At 66.6% G+C, this 17,136-nt stretch carries 13 protein-coding genes; all 13 read right to left on the bottom strand.

Going from position 1 to position 17,136, the window contains the following annotated elements; all coding sequences use genetic code 11:
- Window positions 1–51 precede the first annotated feature (51 nt).
- The gene (gspD, locus tag ACSQ3Y_RS31135; protein ID WP_436179950.1) at window positions 52–2,520 is read right to left on the bottom strand and encodes a type II secretion system secretin GspD; all 2,469 of its coding nucleotides are present in this window, start codon (window positions 2,518–2,520) and stop codon (window positions 52–54) included.
- A 39-nt stretch (window positions 2,521–2,559) separates the two neighbouring features.
- Window positions 2,560–3,177: a hypothetical protein gene (locus ACSQ3Y_RS31130; protein ID WP_436179949.1), complete on the bottom strand. Its 618-nt coding sequence runs from the start codon at window positions 3,175–3,177 to the stop codon at window positions 2,560–2,562.
- Window positions 3,174–4,520: a hypothetical protein gene (locus ACSQ3Y_RS31125; protein ID WP_436179948.1), complete on the bottom strand. Its 1,347-nt coding sequence runs from the start codon at window positions 4,518–4,520 to the stop codon at window positions 3,174–3,176. Before ACSQ3Y_RS31125 ends, ACSQ3Y_RS31130 begins: the two co-directional genes overlap by 4 nt.
- Before the next feature lie 78 nt (window positions 4,521–4,598).
- Window positions 4,599–5,645: a hypothetical protein gene (locus ACSQ3Y_RS31120; protein ID WP_436179947.1), complete on the bottom strand. Its 1,047-nt coding sequence runs from the start codon at window positions 5,643–5,645 to the stop codon at window positions 4,599–4,601.
- On the bottom strand, window positions 5,642–6,280 hold the full coding sequence (locus ACSQ3Y_RS31115) for a PulJ/GspJ family protein (RefSeq protein WP_436179946.1): 639 nt from the start codon (window positions 6,278–6,280) through the stop codon (window positions 5,642–5,644). Before ACSQ3Y_RS31115 ends, ACSQ3Y_RS31120 begins: the two co-directional genes overlap by 4 nt.
- A complete protein-coding gene (locus tag ACSQ3Y_RS31110) occupies window positions 6,277–6,786 on the bottom strand; it encodes a type IV pilus modification PilV family protein (protein ID WP_436179945.1) in 510 nt (169 codons plus the stop codon). Before ACSQ3Y_RS31110 ends, ACSQ3Y_RS31115 begins: the two co-directional genes overlap by 4 nt.
- A gap of 4 nt (window positions 6,787–6,790) precedes the next feature.
- On the bottom strand, window positions 6,791–7,270 hold the full coding sequence (locus ACSQ3Y_RS31105; RefSeq protein ID WP_179683225.1) for a prepilin-type N-terminal cleavage/methylation domain-containing protein: 480 nt from the start codon (window positions 7,268–7,270) through the stop codon (window positions 6,791–6,793).
- 27 nt (window positions 7,271–7,297) lie between these two features.
- Entirely contained in the window at window positions 7,298–7,756 is a 459-nt protein-coding gene (gspG, locus tag ACSQ3Y_RS31100) for a type II secretion system major pseudopilin GspG (protein WP_436179944.1), read from the bottom strand.
- Window positions 7,757–7,790: 34 nt separating this feature from the next.
- On the bottom strand, window positions 7,791–8,987 hold the full coding sequence (locus ACSQ3Y_RS31095; RefSeq protein ID WP_436179943.1) for a type II secretion system F family protein: 1,197 nt from the start codon (window positions 8,985–8,987) through the stop codon (window positions 7,791–7,793).
- A complete protein-coding gene (locus ACSQ3Y_RS31090; RefSeq protein WP_179683228.1) occupies window positions 8,984–10,582 on the bottom strand; it encodes a GspE/PulE family protein in 1,599 nt (532 codons plus the stop codon). The genes ACSQ3Y_RS31095 and ACSQ3Y_RS31090 overlap by 4 nt, the downstream gene beginning before the upstream one ends.
- Before the next feature lie 227 nt (window positions 10,583–10,809).
- Window positions 10,810–12,933, bottom strand: a complete 2,124-nt coding sequence (gene priA, locus ACSQ3Y_RS31085; protein ID WP_436180198.1) for a replication restart helicase PriA — start codon at window positions 12,931–12,933, stop codon at window positions 10,810–10,812.
- A 1,462-nt stretch (window positions 12,934–14,395) separates the two neighbouring features.
- Complete coding sequence (gene hemE / locus ACSQ3Y_RS31080; protein WP_436179942.1) at window positions 14,396–15,511, bottom strand: uroporphyrinogen decarboxylase; 1,116 nt, start codon at window positions 15,509–15,511, stop codon at window positions 14,396–14,398.
- A gap of 28 nt (window positions 15,512–15,539) precedes the next feature.
- Window positions 15,540–17,120, bottom strand: coding sequence for an MFS transporter (locus ACSQ3Y_RS31075; RefSeq protein ID WP_436179941.1), 1,581 nt, complete (start codon window positions 17,118–17,120; stop codon window positions 15,540–15,542).
- Between the last annotated feature and the right edge of the window lie 16 nt (window positions 17,121–17,136).

Genomic DNA, 17,136 nt, shown 5'->3' with positions numbered 1-17,136 from the left:
AAGCAAAACAGCCCACCGAAGTGGGCTGATGTATTTCTGGTGCCAACTTGATTAGTTGACGAAGGCTTCGCTGCTTTGGATCTGTGGAGCGTTCAAGGCGGCAGGTTTTTGCTGGCTGCGCACGGGGGCGTCGCGGCTCAGGTTGGGCGCCACCACTGTGTCTTTGTCCTGCATCATCACGCGTAACTTCTGCAGACTTTCCTGAAAAGTACCTGCTAGGCGATCTGCTTCCTCACGGTTATTGACAATGTAGGGGGTGATGGTGATCAGCAGTTCAGTCTTGTTTTTGGTCTTGTTGGTTGTACCAAACAACCCACCCAGTATCGGTATGTCTTTGAGCACCGGAATACCGACGATACCGTTCTCTGTCCTGTTTTCGATCAGGCCAGCCAGCATGATGGTCTTGCCATCTTCGATCGTCGCATCGGTAGTGACTTTGCGCTTTTGAAAACTGGGGTACTTGGTGCCACCGGCATCAACAGGCTCGCCCACACTGCTGACTTCTTGCGAAATGCTCAGCGTGAGCCGTCCCGCTGAGGTGATGCTGGGTTTGACTTCCAGCAAAATGCCTGTAGGGCGGTATTGGACCGAGTTGGACGTGGAGAACTGGCCGCTGCTGAGCAGGCTGCTGGTGGGCGTGGCCACAGTTTGCGTGATGATCGGAACCTCATTGCCAACCTCTATCCTGGCCACTTTGCCGTCGCTGGCGAGCACATGGGGCGTGGATAGTACGTTCACATTGGTGTCTCGGCCCAGCACATTCAACAAACCGATGACTTGCCCTGCGCTGCCAAAAACAGCGTAGTTGAGTCCCGTGGATGTTCCTGTGACTGAGGGTGTGGCACCGACTGCTGCTGTGGTAACGCCGGTCGTTTTGATACCACCGTCCATGCCAAGGAAAGCCGGCCAACTCTTGCCGCCAGTGCTCAGTGCGGACTTGATCCACCACTCCACGCCGTACTGCAGAGCATCGGTCAATGTGACTTCGGCCACCATCACCTGAACCATCACTTGGCGCGGCGAGGTATCCAGGCGCTCCAACACCTTGCGCACCTGCTGGTAGTCCTGTGGCGACGCGCGCACGATCAGCGTATTGGTTTCCGTGTCCGCTATCACCTGCACCGAGCCACCCAGGCCGGGAGCGGTGCCCGTCGTGCCTTGCGAAGGCGTATTGCCCCGCTCAATAGTGCGTGCTGAGGAGCTGTTGTTCTGGTTGTTGTTGCCACCGGCGGCTGCACCAGCCAGTCCGGTGCTGCTGCCTGTTGCGCCGCCGGTTGAACCAAACGCCGTCCCAGAAGCCGATGGCAACCCAGAAGCCCCCGAATTCGCATTGTTCTGCGTCGGCGCCGACCCGCCAAAGATCTGCGTCACCAGGCTCGCCAGATTGGCCGCATTGCCATTGGCCACCGGGTACACATGCACGAACGAACCCAGCCCATTGCGCGGCTCGGCGTCCAGCGTCTTGATCCACTGCTCTGCCGTCTGCAGCAGGGCCGGATTCGCAGCAGCCACCATCACCGCATTCATGCGCGCGACGGGCAGGAAGTAGGTCTTGTTCGCGTCGGTACCGGCCTTGTTGAAGATGCCCGAGGTCTTGAAGATGGCGTCGAGCTCCTTGGCCACGTCGGCCGCTTCGCTGTGCGCCAGCGGGAACAGCTTGATCTGCACCTGGCTCACGTAGTCGGAGTCCAGGGTCTTGACCATCTCCACGATCTTCTCGACGTTGGCCGCACGGTCGACCACGATCAGGTAGCGGTTGGACGGGTCGTTGGTGATGGCCGCCTGCGCGCCGACGAAACCGCGCAGGGTGTTGGCCAGCTGGTTGGCCTGCACGAACTGCAGCGGGATGATCTGCATCACCGACGAGGCCGGGCCCACGCCCTGGCCGATGCCGCTGTCGCGCACGGCATTGGTGTCGCGCAGCACCTTGTAGATCTTGCCCTGGCGCACGATGGAGATGTTGCTTGCCGCCAGCGCCGTCTCCAGCGTGCTGTAGATGTCGGCCATGCTGATGGCGCCGGTGCTCTTGAGCGTGACGCGGCCCTGCACGGTGGGGTCGATCACATAGTCTAGCTTGAGCACTTCGCCGAGCACGACCTGGATCACCTCGTAGATGTCGGCGTTGTCGAACTTGAGCGTCACGCCCGGGTTGGGCGTGTTGGACAGCACCGCGCCGGGGTTGCCGCCCGCAGGCGCTGCGGCAGTGCCAGGGGCGGGCATGGCCATGGGGGCCGGCATGGCGGGCGCTGCCGCACCGGGCGTGGCGGCAGGGGCCGTTGCCGGTGTTGTGGCCGGTGCCACGGCGCCGCCCGCCTGCGGGGGCTGCATGGTGATGCCGGGCAGGCTGAAGCCGCCCGGCACGGGGGTGCCGCTGCCACTGGGCGCCGCAGGCATGGGCTGGCCGGTGAAGGGGTTGATCGGTGCCTGCTGGGCCATCGCCAGTTGCGTGGCCGCGAGTGTGGGCAGGAGCATGCTCACAGCGGTCAGTTTGCGCAGCATGGGAGGAATGGATTTTTTCATTGCAGTCTCTGAAATTCAGCGGTTCGGCTGGGTTTCGATTTATTTTCGGGCAGCGGCGGCGGGCGCAGCAGGGGCGGCCGCCTCGGGCAGCGGCTTCATGTGCAGGCCGGAAAAGCGGGCCACGATGTGCAGTTGCTGCCCGCCGCGCTGGGTGTCGTCCACCACCTTGATCTCGACCTTGTCCATGACCAGCAGGGTGGGCGACTGCGCCAGGGCGATCTGCAGGCGCGGCAACTGCTGGGGCACGCCGTTGAAGCGTGCCGTAAGGGACATGCGCGAGATGCTGCCCTTGGGTGCATCCGAGAAGTCCGAAAGGTCGATATTGTCGAAGTACAGGCCCTGCAGCAGCTTGGTCACCTGCTGCTGCATGGCGTTCACGGAGTCGGTGATGTCATTGGCCACGAACAGCTGCGCCTGCACGGGCGTGTAGCTGCCGCCCACCTGCTCGCTGTTGGCCTGCACCTTCTTGTCCAGGTCCAGGGTGTTCTGGTTGCTTTCCAGCAGGGTCTGCAGGTCGCTGGCCTGCTCGCGGTGCTCCAGGTAGCCGGTGAGGCGCTGGTCCACGAGTGCGGCAATCAGCAGCAGCACGACGACGGGAAAGGCAAAGTACTTGATGCCGTGGGCGGCATGCACCCGCTTGAGATCGCGCTTCATCATGGTTGGGAGGCCCCCGATGCGGGTGGCTGTGCCGGTGCGGGAACAATGGGTTTGGGCGCTTCCTTGCGCGACTGCAGGTGGATCTGCGGGGTGCTGGCGGCCAGGTATTCGGGCACGGGGAAGTCGGTCCAGGCGCCAAAGCCTGCGAGCGGCCGCTCCTGCAGCCATTTCACGCTGGCTTCATTGCCCTGGCCCGCCAGCGCGACCACGCCATTGTCGGAGCTGAAGTACTGCAAAGTGGCCGGAGGCGGTGGGAAATACGCAACCAATTGCGAGAACGGGCCCAATGCGGAGGGTGCTTCGCGCGCCGTGTTGACGGCCTGCACCGCATCGGCCATGCGCAGCGTGCGGGCCTTGAGCAGCTTGGCTGCCTCGACCTTGGGCAGGTCCTTGCGCACGCGGTCGCGGCCTTCCTCGATCTGGCGCACCAGGCGCCCGTCGTGCCAGACCATGAGCGCCAGGCCCGCCAGGCCTGCAGCGCCCAGCCCGACGCTGAGCACCTTGAGCGCCTGCACCATGTCGTTGTGCGTGTGGCGCACGATGATGCCGCCCTGGTCCGAGCGCCAGAGTTTTTCGAGCAGGTCGCTGTGGGAGTCGGCTGGCAGCACATGGTGCTGGTAGCCGGCCCAGGTCTGTGGCTCGGCGGTGTAGCCCTTGGGCGTGGTCAGTTGCACCGGGCGGCCCGGTGCGGTCTCGGCCGGCGCGCCCAGGGCGGCCAGCTCCACCTGCAGGGTCTGGGCCAGGTGCTCGTGGGTGTCGCCCGCGTCGAGCACGCGGGTGCGCAGCATGGTGCCGTTGGCGCCGTACACATGCAGGTACTGGTCGGAAGCATCGGCCTCGACCACGGCGCGCAGCGAGGCGGGTTGTTTGGCCGCGATGCGCTGAAACAGCTGCGCGCGGGCGTACAGCTCCACCAGGTCGAGGCGGCAGGCGCTGCTGATGCGCTCGATCTCGGTCACCCAGTCCTTGTGCATCCACATCAGCGAGGCGCCCTCGACGCCGCCGAAGGCGTCCACCTGCGTGCGCGTGTCGCTCGCCGGGAAAGGCAGCGAGGGTGGGGCCCCGGCCCCCTGCATGCTGGGCGGAACGATGCCCAGGATGTCACCGGCCAGCACCCAGTGCGCGCGCGTGGCTGGCGGGATCTTCCAGCGCGTCACGCAGTCGGCCAGTTGCTGCTGCAGTTGCGACGAAAACCCGTCTCCCTCTGGCAGGGGCACCGAGAGCTCATGCGCACGCTTCCAGCCCAGCAGCCCGCGGTAGAAATGCAGGATGCACAGGCTGTGCGGTGAGAGGGAGAGCACGAGCTGGTGGCGCCAGCCGGCTGAGGGGGAAAAATTGCGCATCGGTTGAGGTTTCAATCTGATCGAGGTGTTCTTTTCGGGCTGCCTTCGGGTGTTCGGTCGGTCGCGGGGCTGGCGGGGTCAGCGGGCGCTCACATCAACAATGGAGTCCGCCACGCTGTACTTTCCACCCTGCTGGACCAGGGTAGCCACCAGGGCCGCACCTGTGGGCCGGGGCCCCCCAAGGCGCAACCGCGCCTTGGCGGCCGTGGGCGGTCCCGCCATGTCGGCCGCGATCAGGCCCGTGCCGGCGGTCCACTGCTGGGCCAGTGCTGCCGTGATGGGAGTGCCCGAGCGGCGCATGGTGGCCAGCCGCTGCAGGTGGTCGTCCGTGAGATTGCCCAGGGTCCGCAGCAGCACGACGGGCGTGGTGTCCAGCCGCACCTTGCGGTTCTTGGTGCCTACCACCAGCAGGTCCTGCAAACCCACGGGAACCTGGGTCGTGCCGCCCCGCACCAGGGGGCGCGGTATCTCGTTCCAATCCGTCAATTCTCGCATGCTTGAAAATCCGGTCGTTCCCCGCGCATCCATCACCCGGTTCTTGAACTCCATGGTCAGCAGCGCCAGCTCGCGTGCACGCTCCGGGGCCGTGCCCAGCAGCGCAAACAGCCGCTCCCACTCCTGGGCGGTCAGGTCGTTGGCGTCGGGCAGGCCGCTGGCGTCCTGCAGCTCGACCGTGAAGGGCTGGCGGCCCAGCGTGGCTTCGTAGCGGGCCGTGGGCGTGGTGCCGGCAGCGGCCGCTGCCGCCGTGCCGCGAGATGAAGGGGCCGTGCCCGGTGCGGTGGCGGGCGGCGCACCCGGTTCGGGCAGGCGCCACAGCGGCCAGTTGCGGCGCACTTCTTCAGGCAAGGGCGGGTTGGCGCCCGCCACGGCAGAGGCAACGCCCAGTTGCAGCGCGGTGTAGGCGGCGGCCGACTGCAGCACATAGCCTTCCTGCAGCGCTTCTTTTTCGCGGGCAAGCAACTGGGCGTCCAGTCGCAGCGAGACCGAGACGCCCAGCACCACCGTGGTCACCACGGCCATCAGGCCCAGCGCAAACAGCAGGATGTAGCCGCGCTCGGCCGCGCCTCGTCCCGCACGGGCGCGGCGCTGCTGGTGCCTGGTGTGCTGCGGGGCGCGGGCGGTCATGGTGCAGTCGCCTCGCCGCGTGCGCTGTACACCAGGGCGGGCATGTCATCGCGCACGCCCGACAGCCCCAGGCGCAGCAGGTCCGGTGGCTGGCGCAGTTGCTCCCACTTGGCCAGCCAGGTCGGGATGGGCTTGCCTTCGCGGTTGGGCATGCGGGTCAGGTATGAGAAGGCGCACATGCGCAGGCCCGAGGCCAGCACGCTGGTGTCCAGCAGCGTCGGGGCCGGTTGCCTGTTGTTGGTGGTGGCCACCGCCAGCGTCTTGACCCGGTGCACCAGCGCCATGGTGCCGCCGCCTTCGGCAGTCTCGCAGGCGTATTCCACGCGCGCGATGGCCGGAGCCGCCCCGGGCGTGCCCATCACCGGGTGCAGGGTGTCGAACTCCAGCGTGGTGGCGCTGCCCTTGACGGCGATGCCACGGGTGGTCCATTCATGGCGCAGGATGCGCTCGGCGCCGCGCACTTCTTCGCGCGAGCGGGCGCGGTCGTTGTTGCGGCCATAGAAGTCGAGCGCGGTGGACATGGCCGAGGCCCCGATCACCGCCACCACGGCCGAGATGGCGAGCGCCACCATCAGCTCCAGCAGCGTAAAGCCGGTCTGGGTGCCTGCAAGGGGATGGCTGCGCAGGCTCCTCATGGCGTGGGCCGCACGGGGGTTTGCGGGTTCTGCGGGGTCGACGACGTGGGTGCCGCGCCGCCTGCCGCGCGTTCGCCCGGCGGGGGCGGTGCCAGGCGGTAGCTGTTCAGCCGGTAGACCTGCTGGTTGCCCTTGGGGCCCCAGAAGACCTCGACTTCCACCTCTTCGAGCTTTTGCCGGAACGCGGGAATCCGATCCTGCTGGGCGCGCGTGAGCGCCTCGAATGGGCGCAGGTGGATGCGGTAGCCGAAATCGGTGCCCGCATAGCCCTGGTCCACGGCGTCGTCGGCCACGGCGAAGGTGGGGCTGGCCAGCGCTTCGTCGAGCTTGGCCTGTGCCAGCGCCATGGCGGCTGTGTGGCCGTTGATCTTGTCGTCCAGGCGCGCCGTGCCCGAGATCGCGGTGAACGCGATCGCCAGGCCAAAGCCGATCAGCACCATGGCCACCAGCACCTCCAGCAGCGTGAAGCCGTGTTGCTGCTGAACGGGGCGTGGCCGGGCCGGCAAGGGCTTACTGCTCGGTCGGCACGGCATCTTTTCTTTCAATGCGCCCGCTGATGCGGGCCATGCGGAACTGCTGCTGCACGCCCGATGGGGTGCGCACGAGGAAGGCCGCTTCCTGCGCGGTGCCATCGGGGTAGAACAGGAGTTGCAGTGTTTCGTCTTCGGCACGGGTGGCCGTGGCTGCCGTGCGCGGGCGGGTGTCGGGGCTGGCGATGAAGCGGTAGCTGCCGGGCAACTCCAGCACATTGCCGGCTGCCGTGGCGATGCGCCCCGAGTCGAAGTACAGCGTGGCCTCCACCGGGGTGCCACCGAGCACGGCCCGGTTGCGCAGGCGCTTGAGCTCCTGCTGCGTGCGGTCGAGCCAGCGGCGCTCCTCGGCGCGGCCGGCCAACTGGTCCACCGAGACCATGGCCAGGCCCGTACCGATGCCTACCAGCACCAGCACCAAGAGCAATTCCAGCAGAGTGAACCCGGCGGTTTTTTTCATGCGCAACCGCACGGAGCCCCAAAGGCTTTATTCCCAGCTGCGGATGTCGGCGTCGTCGCCCGTGCCGCCTTCCTTGCCGTCGGCGCCCAGGGACGAGATCTCGTAGTCGCTCTTTTCGCCAGGCGAACGGTAGACGTAGCTGTTGCCCCAGGGGTCCTTGTCCACCTTCTTCTTGAGATAGGGACCACGCCAGCGGGCGGCCTCGGCCGCGTCGGCCGGCTTGTCCGACAGGGCGGCGATGCCCTGGTCGGTGTTCGGGTAGCGCGACATGTCCAGCCGGTAGGTGTCCATGGCGGCGCCCAGCATTTCGATCTGGGTGCGCGCGGCCTTGACCTTGGAGGCGTCGAGCTGGCCGAACAGGCGCGGGCCGACCAGCGAGGCCAAGAGGCCCAGGATGACCATGACGATCAGCAGCTCGATCAGCGTGAAGCCGCCGGCGCGGCGCAGCGAGGGCTTGCGGGAAGGGATCTGGAGGGGCATATGCATTGGAAAAAACCTACTTGCTACTTCACTTGTTCATTCACAGGGGCATGTCGTTGATCGAGAAGATGGCGGTCAGCATCGACACCACGATGGTGCCGATCAGCCCGCCCATCAGCAGGATCATCATGGGCTCGAACAGCGCCACCAGGTTGCGGGTGGCCTTCTGGATGTCTTTCTCATACTGGTCGGCCACCTTCACGAGCATGGCGTCGAGCGCGCCCGATTCCTCGCCCACCGCGGCCAGCTGGCCCAGCAGGCGGGGAAAGAACGGGTCGGCGCGCACTGGGCCCGACACGCCCTTGCCTTCCTGCACGGCCCGCACCAGCCGGTCGAGCGCCCGGCGCAAAGGGATGTGCTCGGTCAGCTCGCGCACGATGCGCATGCCGGTAAGTATCGGAACCCCGCTGGCCAATAGAGTTCCCCAGGTGCGGCACACATGGGCCAGCTGGATCTTGAGCAGCAGGGGGCCGAGCACGGGCATGCGCAGCAGCAGCAGTTGCCAGCGCTCGCGCCATTTCTCGTCGCGCAGGGCCATCGCGAAGCCGGTGAGGGCCAGCGCGATCACGGCCAGGATGTACAGGCCGTAGGTCTTCAGGAACTCGCCGGTGCCGATCAGCACGGCCGCCGCCATGGGCAGCTCCTGGTGCATGTCGGTGAAGATCTGGCCGAACTTGGGCAGCACGAACACGGTGAGCCCGAGCAGTGCGCTGACGCCGAAGAAGAACAGCAGCACCGGGTAGATGGACGAGGTGACCAGGAACGAGCGGAACTCGATGCTGCGCGTATAGAACTCCACCAGCCGCTGCATCACCACGGGCAGCACGCCGCCTTCTTCGCCGGCGCGCACCATGTTCACGTACAGGCGCGGGAACACCGAGGGGTGGCGCATGAAGGCATCGCCCAGGGAATTGCCCTTTTCCACATCGACCACCACGGCCTGCATCACGCCGCGAAAGAAGGGCTGCTCGATGCTGCTCTGGCAGATGTGCAGCGCCCGGTCCAGTGGCAGGCCGGCGTCGAGCAAAGTGAGCAGTTGCTCCGTCATGGCCAGCACATGTTTGATGCCTACGCGCCTGCTGCCGCCGCCGAGCGAGGCCGTCCAGGAGATGCCGCTTGCGGCCGGCTTGGCGTCGGCCGCGAGCGGCAGGTGCTGGGCGGTGTCGGCAGGCAGCGGGCTGCCGGTGTCGGCCAGGGGCGGCTGGCTGGCGCCCGCTGCACTGGGGCGGGGTCTCACGTCATCTCCTGGCGGGTGACGCGCGCCAGCTCTTCCAGCGTGGTGACGCCGGCCAGCACCTTGCTGATGCCGTCGGCCCGCATGGTGCGCACACCCTGCTCGATTGCCTTGCGGCGCACACCTTCGGCGGGCAGCTTCTGGATGATGGCTTCCTTGATCGCCGTGGTCATGGGCAGCATTTCATAGATGCCCGTGCGCCCGATGTAGCCCGACTGGCCGCAGTGGTGGCAGCCCTTGCCGTGGAACAGCTCGGTCACCTGGTGCGCCTGCACGCCTTCTTCGGCCAGGAACAGGAGGTCGGCCGAGGTGGGCGTGGTGCCCTCCCGGCAGTGCGGGCAGATCATGCGCACCAGGCGTTGAGCCACGATCAGCACCACGGAAGATGCGATCAGGTAGCTCTCCACGCCCATCTCCATGAGCCGGTGGGGTGCGCCGAACGAATCGTTGGTGTGCAGGGTCGAGAACACCAGGTGGCCCGTGAGGGCGGACTGGATCGAGATCTCGGCCGTTTCGCGGTCGCGGATTTCGCCGACCATGATGATGTCCGGGTCCTGCCGCACGATGGAGCGCAACGCGCTCGCAAACGTCAGGTCGATCTGCGACTTGACCTGGATCTGGTTGATGCCGTCGATCTGGTACTCGACCGGGTCTTCCACGGTGATGATCTTGTTGCCCGGCAGGTTCACCTTGCCCAGCGAGGCGTACAGCGTGCTGGTCTTGCCGCTGCCGGTGGGGCCGGTCACGAGGATCATACCGTGCGGCTGCACGATGGCGGCCTCCAGCATGGCCAGCGCCTCGGCGTTCAGGCCGAGCGAGTCCATGCCCATCATGCCGGGGCCCTGGTCCAGCAGGCGGATGACCATGCTCTCGCCGTACACCGTGGGCACGGTGGAGACACGCATGTCGATCTGGCGGCCGCCGACTTCCATCTTCATGCGGCCGTCCTGGGGCAGGCGGCGCTCGGCGATGTTCATCTTGGCGCGCAGCTTCAGGTGCGAGATGGACGCCATGTACATGCGCCGGGGCGGCGATTCGGCGTCGAACAGCACGCCGTCGATGCGGTAGCGCACGCGGAACTTCTGTTGCGAGACTTCGAGGTGCAAATCCGACGCCCGGCTTTCCACCGCGCGCAGCAGCAGCGACTGCACCAGGCGCACCACGGGGGCGTCTTCGGCCAGGGCCTTCAGGGTTTCGAGGTCGTCGTCCTGGTTGTCGGAGCCCGAGGCGTTCTCGTCATCAAAGGCGGCGAGGTTGGCGTTTTCGGGCCGGTAGATCTGGTCCAGGCCGGAATGGACCCACATGCGTGGCGCCAGGTGCAGGCGCGTGGGCACGGTGAAGAACTGCTTGAGGGCATCCAGTGCTGCCAATTGCACCGGCACGCTGGAGGCGATGTGCACCACCTCGTCCGACACCGAGAACGGCAGCAGCGAGTTGGAACGCAGGAAGGCCGGCGACAGCCCCTCGATGGGGGCCACGTCCTGCAGCGCGTGCGTCATGGTGTTGAGCAGCGGCACCTTCAGGTTGCGCGCGAACTGGGCCAGAAGCTCTGCTTCCTGGTTGCCGGCGTCATCGGTGCCGATGGGGAGACTGCTCATAGTTGCTGTGGGAATGGCCGGTTCGGCACGGAGGACTCGGGGTGGAAGGGGTTTGCCAGCTGCCAAAGGCATGTGGCATGGGTGCTGCACGACCCGTCCAGCCACGGGCTGGGGGCGTTCTGGCACCACCCGGCATTGTAGTTTGTTCGCCTTTGCCGGAGCACCCCCCATCCTGGGGGGCTATGCCGGGCCGCGTAACAAAGACGAGTTCTTGTTAATGGGCCGGCTCAGATCGTCAGAGGATCCACATCCACCAGCCAGCGGATCAGCCCTTTGTGGGCCGGATCGCTGCGCGTTGCCTGCATCACGGGCTGCCAGGTGGACAGAAAACGCTGCAGGGCGGCCCGGCTCGGGCTTTCCAGCAGCATCTGGGCGCGCTCCACGTTGGCGATGCGCTGGATGGTCAGCGGCACCGGCGGGTACAGGGTGACATGGTCCAGCCCCGGCAGGCCATGCTCCCGGGCGGCGGCACTGGCGGCGGTCAGGAAGCCCTGGGCCACTTCCTGGGTGCGGGCGTCGGCGCGCACAAGGGCCTGGTAAGCGAAGGGCGGCATGCCCGCCTCCTGGCGCTCCTGGAGCTGCTGGGCGGCGAAGGCAGGGTAGTCGTGCGTGCGCAGCGCCTCGAACACCGCGTGCTGGGGGTGAAAGCTCTGTACCCACATCTCGCAGGGGGCTCCGCCCTGGGCGGCCATGTAGGCCGCATCGCGCCCTGCGCGCCCGCCGGCCTGCATCAGCAGGGCAAAAAGGCGCTCGGCCGCACGGAAGTCGCTGGAGAACAGCGCGCCGTCGGGCTGCACCGCCGCCACCAGGGTGATGCGGCGAAAGTCGTGGCCCTTGGCGATCATCTGCGTGCCCACCAGCACGTCGACCTCGCCCGAGTGCACCTGCGCCAGCTGGCTCTCGAGTGCGCCCTTGGCCTTGGTGGTGTCGGCGTCGATGCGGGCGATGCGCGCGGGCGAGCCGTCGGGGCGCAGCACCTCGGACAGCAGGCCGCCCAGTTGCTCCTCCAGCTGCTCGGTGCCCCGGCCCATGGACAAGATGTCGGGGCTACCGCAGGTAGGGCAGTGGCGCGGCACGCGCACGGTGTAACCGCAGTGGTGGCAGCGCAGGGTGCGGTCGGTCTTGTGGAACACCTGGTGCGCGCTGCAGTGGGGGCAGTCGCTCTTCCAGCCGCAGTCGGCGCAGTGCAGCACGGGGGCGTAGCCGCGGCGGTTGAGCAAAATCATGCTCTGCTCACCGCGCTGCACCCGCTCGGTGATGGCGGCCAGCAAGGGGGCGGTGAACACGGCGCGCCGGGGCTGCTGGTTCATGTCCACCCGGCGCACGCGCGGCAGTTGGCCCGCGCCGATGCGGCTGGGCATGTGCAGGCGCAGGTAGCGGCCGCCCTCCGGGTCTTCGGGCGTAGGCGGGCGGCTGGCGTACCAGCTTTCCAGTGAGGGCGTGGCCGAACCCAGCAGCACCTTGGCTCCCTGCTCGCGCCCGCGCCATATGGCCAGGTCGCGTGCGGAGTAGCGGGCACCTTCCTGCTGCTTGTAGCTCGGGTCATGCTCCTCGTCCACGATGATCAGGCGCAGCCCGGGCAGGCTGGCGAACACCGCCATGCGCGTGCCCAGCACGATGCGCGCAGTGCCGCTGTGCGCGGCCAGCCAGCTCTTGAGGCGCTGCGGGTTGGTCATGCCGCTGTGCAGCGAGACCACGGCCTGGGCGCCGAAACGGGGCGCGAAACGGGCGGTGAAGCGCTCTTCGAGCTGGGGGGTGAGGTTGATCTCGGGCACCATCACCAGGGCCTGGGTGCTGGGGTCGGCGTCCAGCACCTCCTGCACGCAGCGCAGGTAGACCTCGGTCTTGCCGCTGCCGGTGCTGCCGAACAGCACGAACGGACCTTTTTCGGCGGCGATCTGCGCGCGTGCGCTTTCCTGCTCGGGCGTCAGGGCCACGGTGGGCAGGTCCTGGCTGGTGTCGCCAACGGGCGCGGCCGGGCGGCGCAGGCGCCGGGCCAGTTGCTCCGGTCCCAGGTCGCGCAGCTGCGGCGGCAGGGCCGCCAGGGCCACCTCGCCCAGCGATCGCTGGTAGTAGCGTGCCGCAAACCCCACCAGGCGGCGCCAGGGCGCATCGAGCGGCGCCACGCCGGCCAGCACCCCGGCAATGGCGCGCATGGTGGCGCCCTCGGGCAGCTTGCCGGTGGCTTCGTCGCTGTCCCAGACCACGCCCAGCACCTCGCGCGTGCCAAACGGCACCCGTACCAGCGTGCCCGGCGGCAGGGCCTGGGGGCTGGCGTAGCTCAGCAGCTCCCCCACGCCGCTGTGCGAGGGCGCGTGCAGGGCCACATGGACGATGGTGGTGGGGGGCAAGGTCAAGGGATCAGGGGTGTGCGGCGACCGCGCAGGAGCGGTAAGGCAACCGGGAATCGTACGCGAATCCTCCAGGTCGCCGGGCGCACGGGCGGCCTGCGCAGCTTGCGTGCGCTAGTTCATGTGCTGTGGCGATGTGGGCGCCAAGTGCATGATCGCGCTGCGTTTTTCCAGTCATCCCACAATTCTGTGGATAACTTTGTTGACATCCTGTCTTCACCATGGCCCAGGCCGCATGGATACTGGGCCTGAACAGATTGCCTGTTAATCCGGCAGCGTCAAAAAATCCATATGAATCAATCATCTGAAGATTTTTTGGGCGATTTTTTGTGTTACCGGCATCCACCAGACTTTTGCTGCGCCGCATCACGTTTTGTGTGCATAAGTGCAGTTGGCTGGGTTCGTCAAGAGGACATTGGGCGTGCTTTCTGTGCTAGCCGGCAAGGCGAGATATCCACTGATTTCTGCGATATCGCACGCAAGTGCTTGATTTATCAAGGGTTTCCCGAGAAGTCCAGCAAATCTGTGGATAACTTTGTTGATATCTCCTGCGCGCAGACCGCCAGCCCTTGAAGGACCGCGCTTTCGCTAGGTTGCCTGCCAAAAGTGCAACCGACGGATGCCTATATAAATCAAGCACTTGCGACACGGCGAAAATAAAGTGCTGCCGTGGAAACCGCGCGATAGAATTTTTCAAGGACGGGCCGTCGGTGTGCACAACCCTGGCTATTCCTGGTCCTGGGATGGCTTTTCTGACAGCCCTTTTTACCCAAATCAGTGGGCCTGCCGGGGCCAGCGGCATTTTTGACCGGCGCACTTCACGGCGCAGGCGCAGCGGCGGGGCGGATCACCCGGCTGTCGGTTCTGCCGCGCTCTGCCAAGTCATCCCAGGATTTTGTGGATAACTTTGTTGACATCCTGTCCCAATGGCTTCGCAAGCCGCATGGATGCTGGGCTTCAACAGAATGCCTGCCAAAGTGGCAGGGTCAAAAAATCCATATGAATCAATCATCTGAGGATTTTTACAGCGCTTTCCTGTGCTAGGGCAACGCCTGCTGCTTTTGCTGCGCCGCGTCACGTTTTGTGTGCATAAGTGCAGTGGGCCCGGTTCGTCAAGGGGCGGTTGGCCCTGGTTTTTATGCTAGGGCTGCAGGGCGATATCCAGTGTTTTCTGTCATTTCGGCTGCAAGTGCTTGATTTCACGGGGTTTTCACAAGAAATCCAGAAATTCTGTGGATAACTTTGTTGATATCCCCGGTGTTTGGCCCACCGACCCTTGCAAAGCCGTGCTTCCGGTAGATTGCCCAGCAAAAGTGCACTCGGTGAATGCCTATACAAATCAAGCACTTGCAGCAGTGTGAAAAAAAAAGGGCCGTCACGCAGACGGCCCGATTGATTTTTTCGCAGATGTACCGCTGGTGTGCGCAACCCAGGCTATTCCTGGCGCTGGAGGGCGGTTTTTTCAGCCTCCTGCGCGCTGGCTGCGGGAATACCGGTGCACGGTCTCGACCAGCGCCGCCACATGCTCGGGCGGGGTGAACTGGCTGATGCCATGCCCCAGGTTGAAGATGTGCGTGGGCCCGGTGCTGCTGCGGTCGGTGTGCGGCGTGCCAAAGCTGTCGAGCACCCGGCGCGCCTGCACGGCGATCTGCTCGGGCGGGGCAAACAGCACATTGGGGTCGATATTGCCCTGCAGGGCCTTGCCCGGGCCGCCCACGGCGCCGCCCACCAGTGCACGGGCGCGCGCCAGGTTCGCTGTCCAGTCCAGGCCCAGCACCTCGCAGTCCAGCGGCTTCATGTCTTCCAGCCACAGGGCGCCGCCTTTGGTGAAGACCAGGCGGGGCACGTCGGTGCCGTCCACGCCGGTGCGTTTGAGCTGTGCCAGCACCCGGGCCGTGTAGGCCAGGCTGAACTCCTGGAAGGCGCCGTCGGCCAGCACACCACCCCAGCTGTCGAAAATCATCACCGCCTGGGCGCCCGCGTCGATCTGGGCATTCAGGTAGGCCGCCACGGCGTCGGCGTTGGTCGCCAGGATGCGGTGCATCAGGTCGGGGCGGGCGTACATCAGGCTCTTGACCATGCGGTAGTCGTCGCTGCCCTTGCCTTCGACCATGTAGCAGGCCAGCGTCCAGGGGCTGCCTGAAAAACCGATCAGCGGCACGCGGCCGTTCAGCGCCTTGCGGATGCTGGTGACGGCATCGAACACATAGCGCAGCTTGTCCATGTCCGGTACGGCCAGTTCGGCCACGGCGGCCTCGTCACGCACTTGCCTTGCAAAGCGGGGCCCCTCGCCCTCGGCGAACGACAGGCCCAGGCCCATGGCGTCGGGCACGGTGAGGATGTCGCTGAACAGGATGGCCGCGTCGAGCGGGAAGCGGGCCAAAGGCTGCAGCGTCACCTCGGTCGCGTAGTCCACATTGGTGGCCAGGCCCATGAAGCTGCCGGCCTTGGCGCGGGTGGCCTTGTACTCGGGCAGGTAGCGGCCCGCCTGGCGCATCAGCCACAGGGGCGTGTAGTCGGTGGCCTGGCGGCGGCAGGCGCGCAGGAAGGTGTCGTTGGAGAGGGGGGCGAAGCTCATGCCCCGATTGTCGCAGGGCCGTGGAAGGCTACCGTTCAGCTATGTAGTGCGACATGCGCGCCGTCTCGCCGGGCGCCAGGTAGGCGCGCACCTCGGTTTCCAGCGCCTGGTCGGCCATGGTGGCACGGGCGCGCTGGTGCAGGTAGTCGGCCCAGGACTCGACGATGAAGCGCTCCACATAGCGCGAGGGCTCGCCCAGGTCCTTGTACACACGCCAGAAGGTGGCGCCGTCGCGCCGGCGCGGCGCCTTCATGCGGCTGATGGTATCGAGGAAGTCGGCGTCGTTGCCCGGCGCGATGCGGTAGCCCACCTCCACGGCCACCGGGCCGGCCTCGGGCAGGGGCTCGGCCTCGATGAAGAGTTCATCCCAGGGCGTCGCCTGCGTCACCTCGTGCAGGGCACCCATGCGCAGCGGCATGGGGCGCGCCAGCAGCAGGCCGGCGCCCATGATGGCGGCAGCAACGCAGAGCGTGGGCGCCAGGCCCACGATGTCCGAGGCCGCACCCCAGAAGGCCGAGCCCATGGCAAAGGCGCCCAGCGCCGCCACCATGTGCATGGCCACCGCACGCGAGCGCACCCAGGGCGGGGCACTGGCCTGGGTGGCGGTGTTGAAGGTGGACATGGCCGACATCCAGGCCGCGCCCCCCAGCACCATGGCCAGGTACACCACCCAGGCGGTATGGGAGAACGCTGCCACCAGCATGGCCCCGGCAAACACCAGGCAGGCCACGTTGACGATGGCATCCAGGCTGAACCGGGCGCGCAGCTTGCCGATGACCAGGCCCACGGCCACGGCGCCGGTGCCCAGGCAGCCCATGAGCAGCCCGAAGCCCTGGGCGCCCGTGCCCAGCTGGCGCTGGGCGATCACGGGCAGCAGCGCCCAGAGGGCCGAGCCCGCCGCGCTGTACGCCATCACGCGCACCAATTGCGCCAGGATCATGCGCGAATGCCAGGCAAAGCGCAGGCCGCTCAGGGTGCCGCCCCACAGGCGCTCGGCCGGCAGCCGCGTCGGGGCATGCGGGCGCGGGGGCCAGCGGCGGATGGATTCCCACATCACCACGGTGGTGCACGCCGCCACGGCGAACACCCAGCCAGCCCCCAGCTGTGCGAACACCAGCCCGGCCAGCGTGGGGCCCACGGCGCGCGCGGCGTTGTAGGCGATGCTCACGGCGGTGATGGCCTGGGGCCATTCTTCGCGCGGCACCGGGTCGATGACCGAGGAGTTCCAGGCCGGCGTGAGCACGGCCGTGCAGCAACCGCAGACGAACACCAGGAACAGCACCGACGCCGGCCCGCCCCAGCCCATGAGCACCAGCAGGGCCAGCAGGCTGCAGGCACCGATCTGCGCCATCAGCGCGCCGGAGATCAGCCGGCGCCGGTCGGTCGTGTCGGCCAGCACGCCTGCCGGCAGCGCCAGCAGGAACATGGGCATGAACACGGCGGTCTGCACCAGGGCGGCCAGGAAGGAGGAGCCCGTGAGCTCCACCATCAGCCAGGCGGCCGCCATGGTCTGCATGCCGCTGCCGATGAAGAACACCCCGCCGCACAGCCACAGGCCCCTGAATGCAGGTTGGCGCAAGGGGCTCCAGAGCGAGGTGGATGTGGACATGGATGCGGAGTGGGAT

It is taken from the genome of Acidovorax sp. LjRoot66, assembly GCF_964253305.1.
In the GTDB taxonomy this organism is placed as follows: Bacteria; Pseudomonadota; Gammaproteobacteria; order Burkholderiales; family Burkholderiaceae_C; genus Acidovorax.
This window is presented reverse-complemented; position numbering and strand designations above follow the sequence as displayed.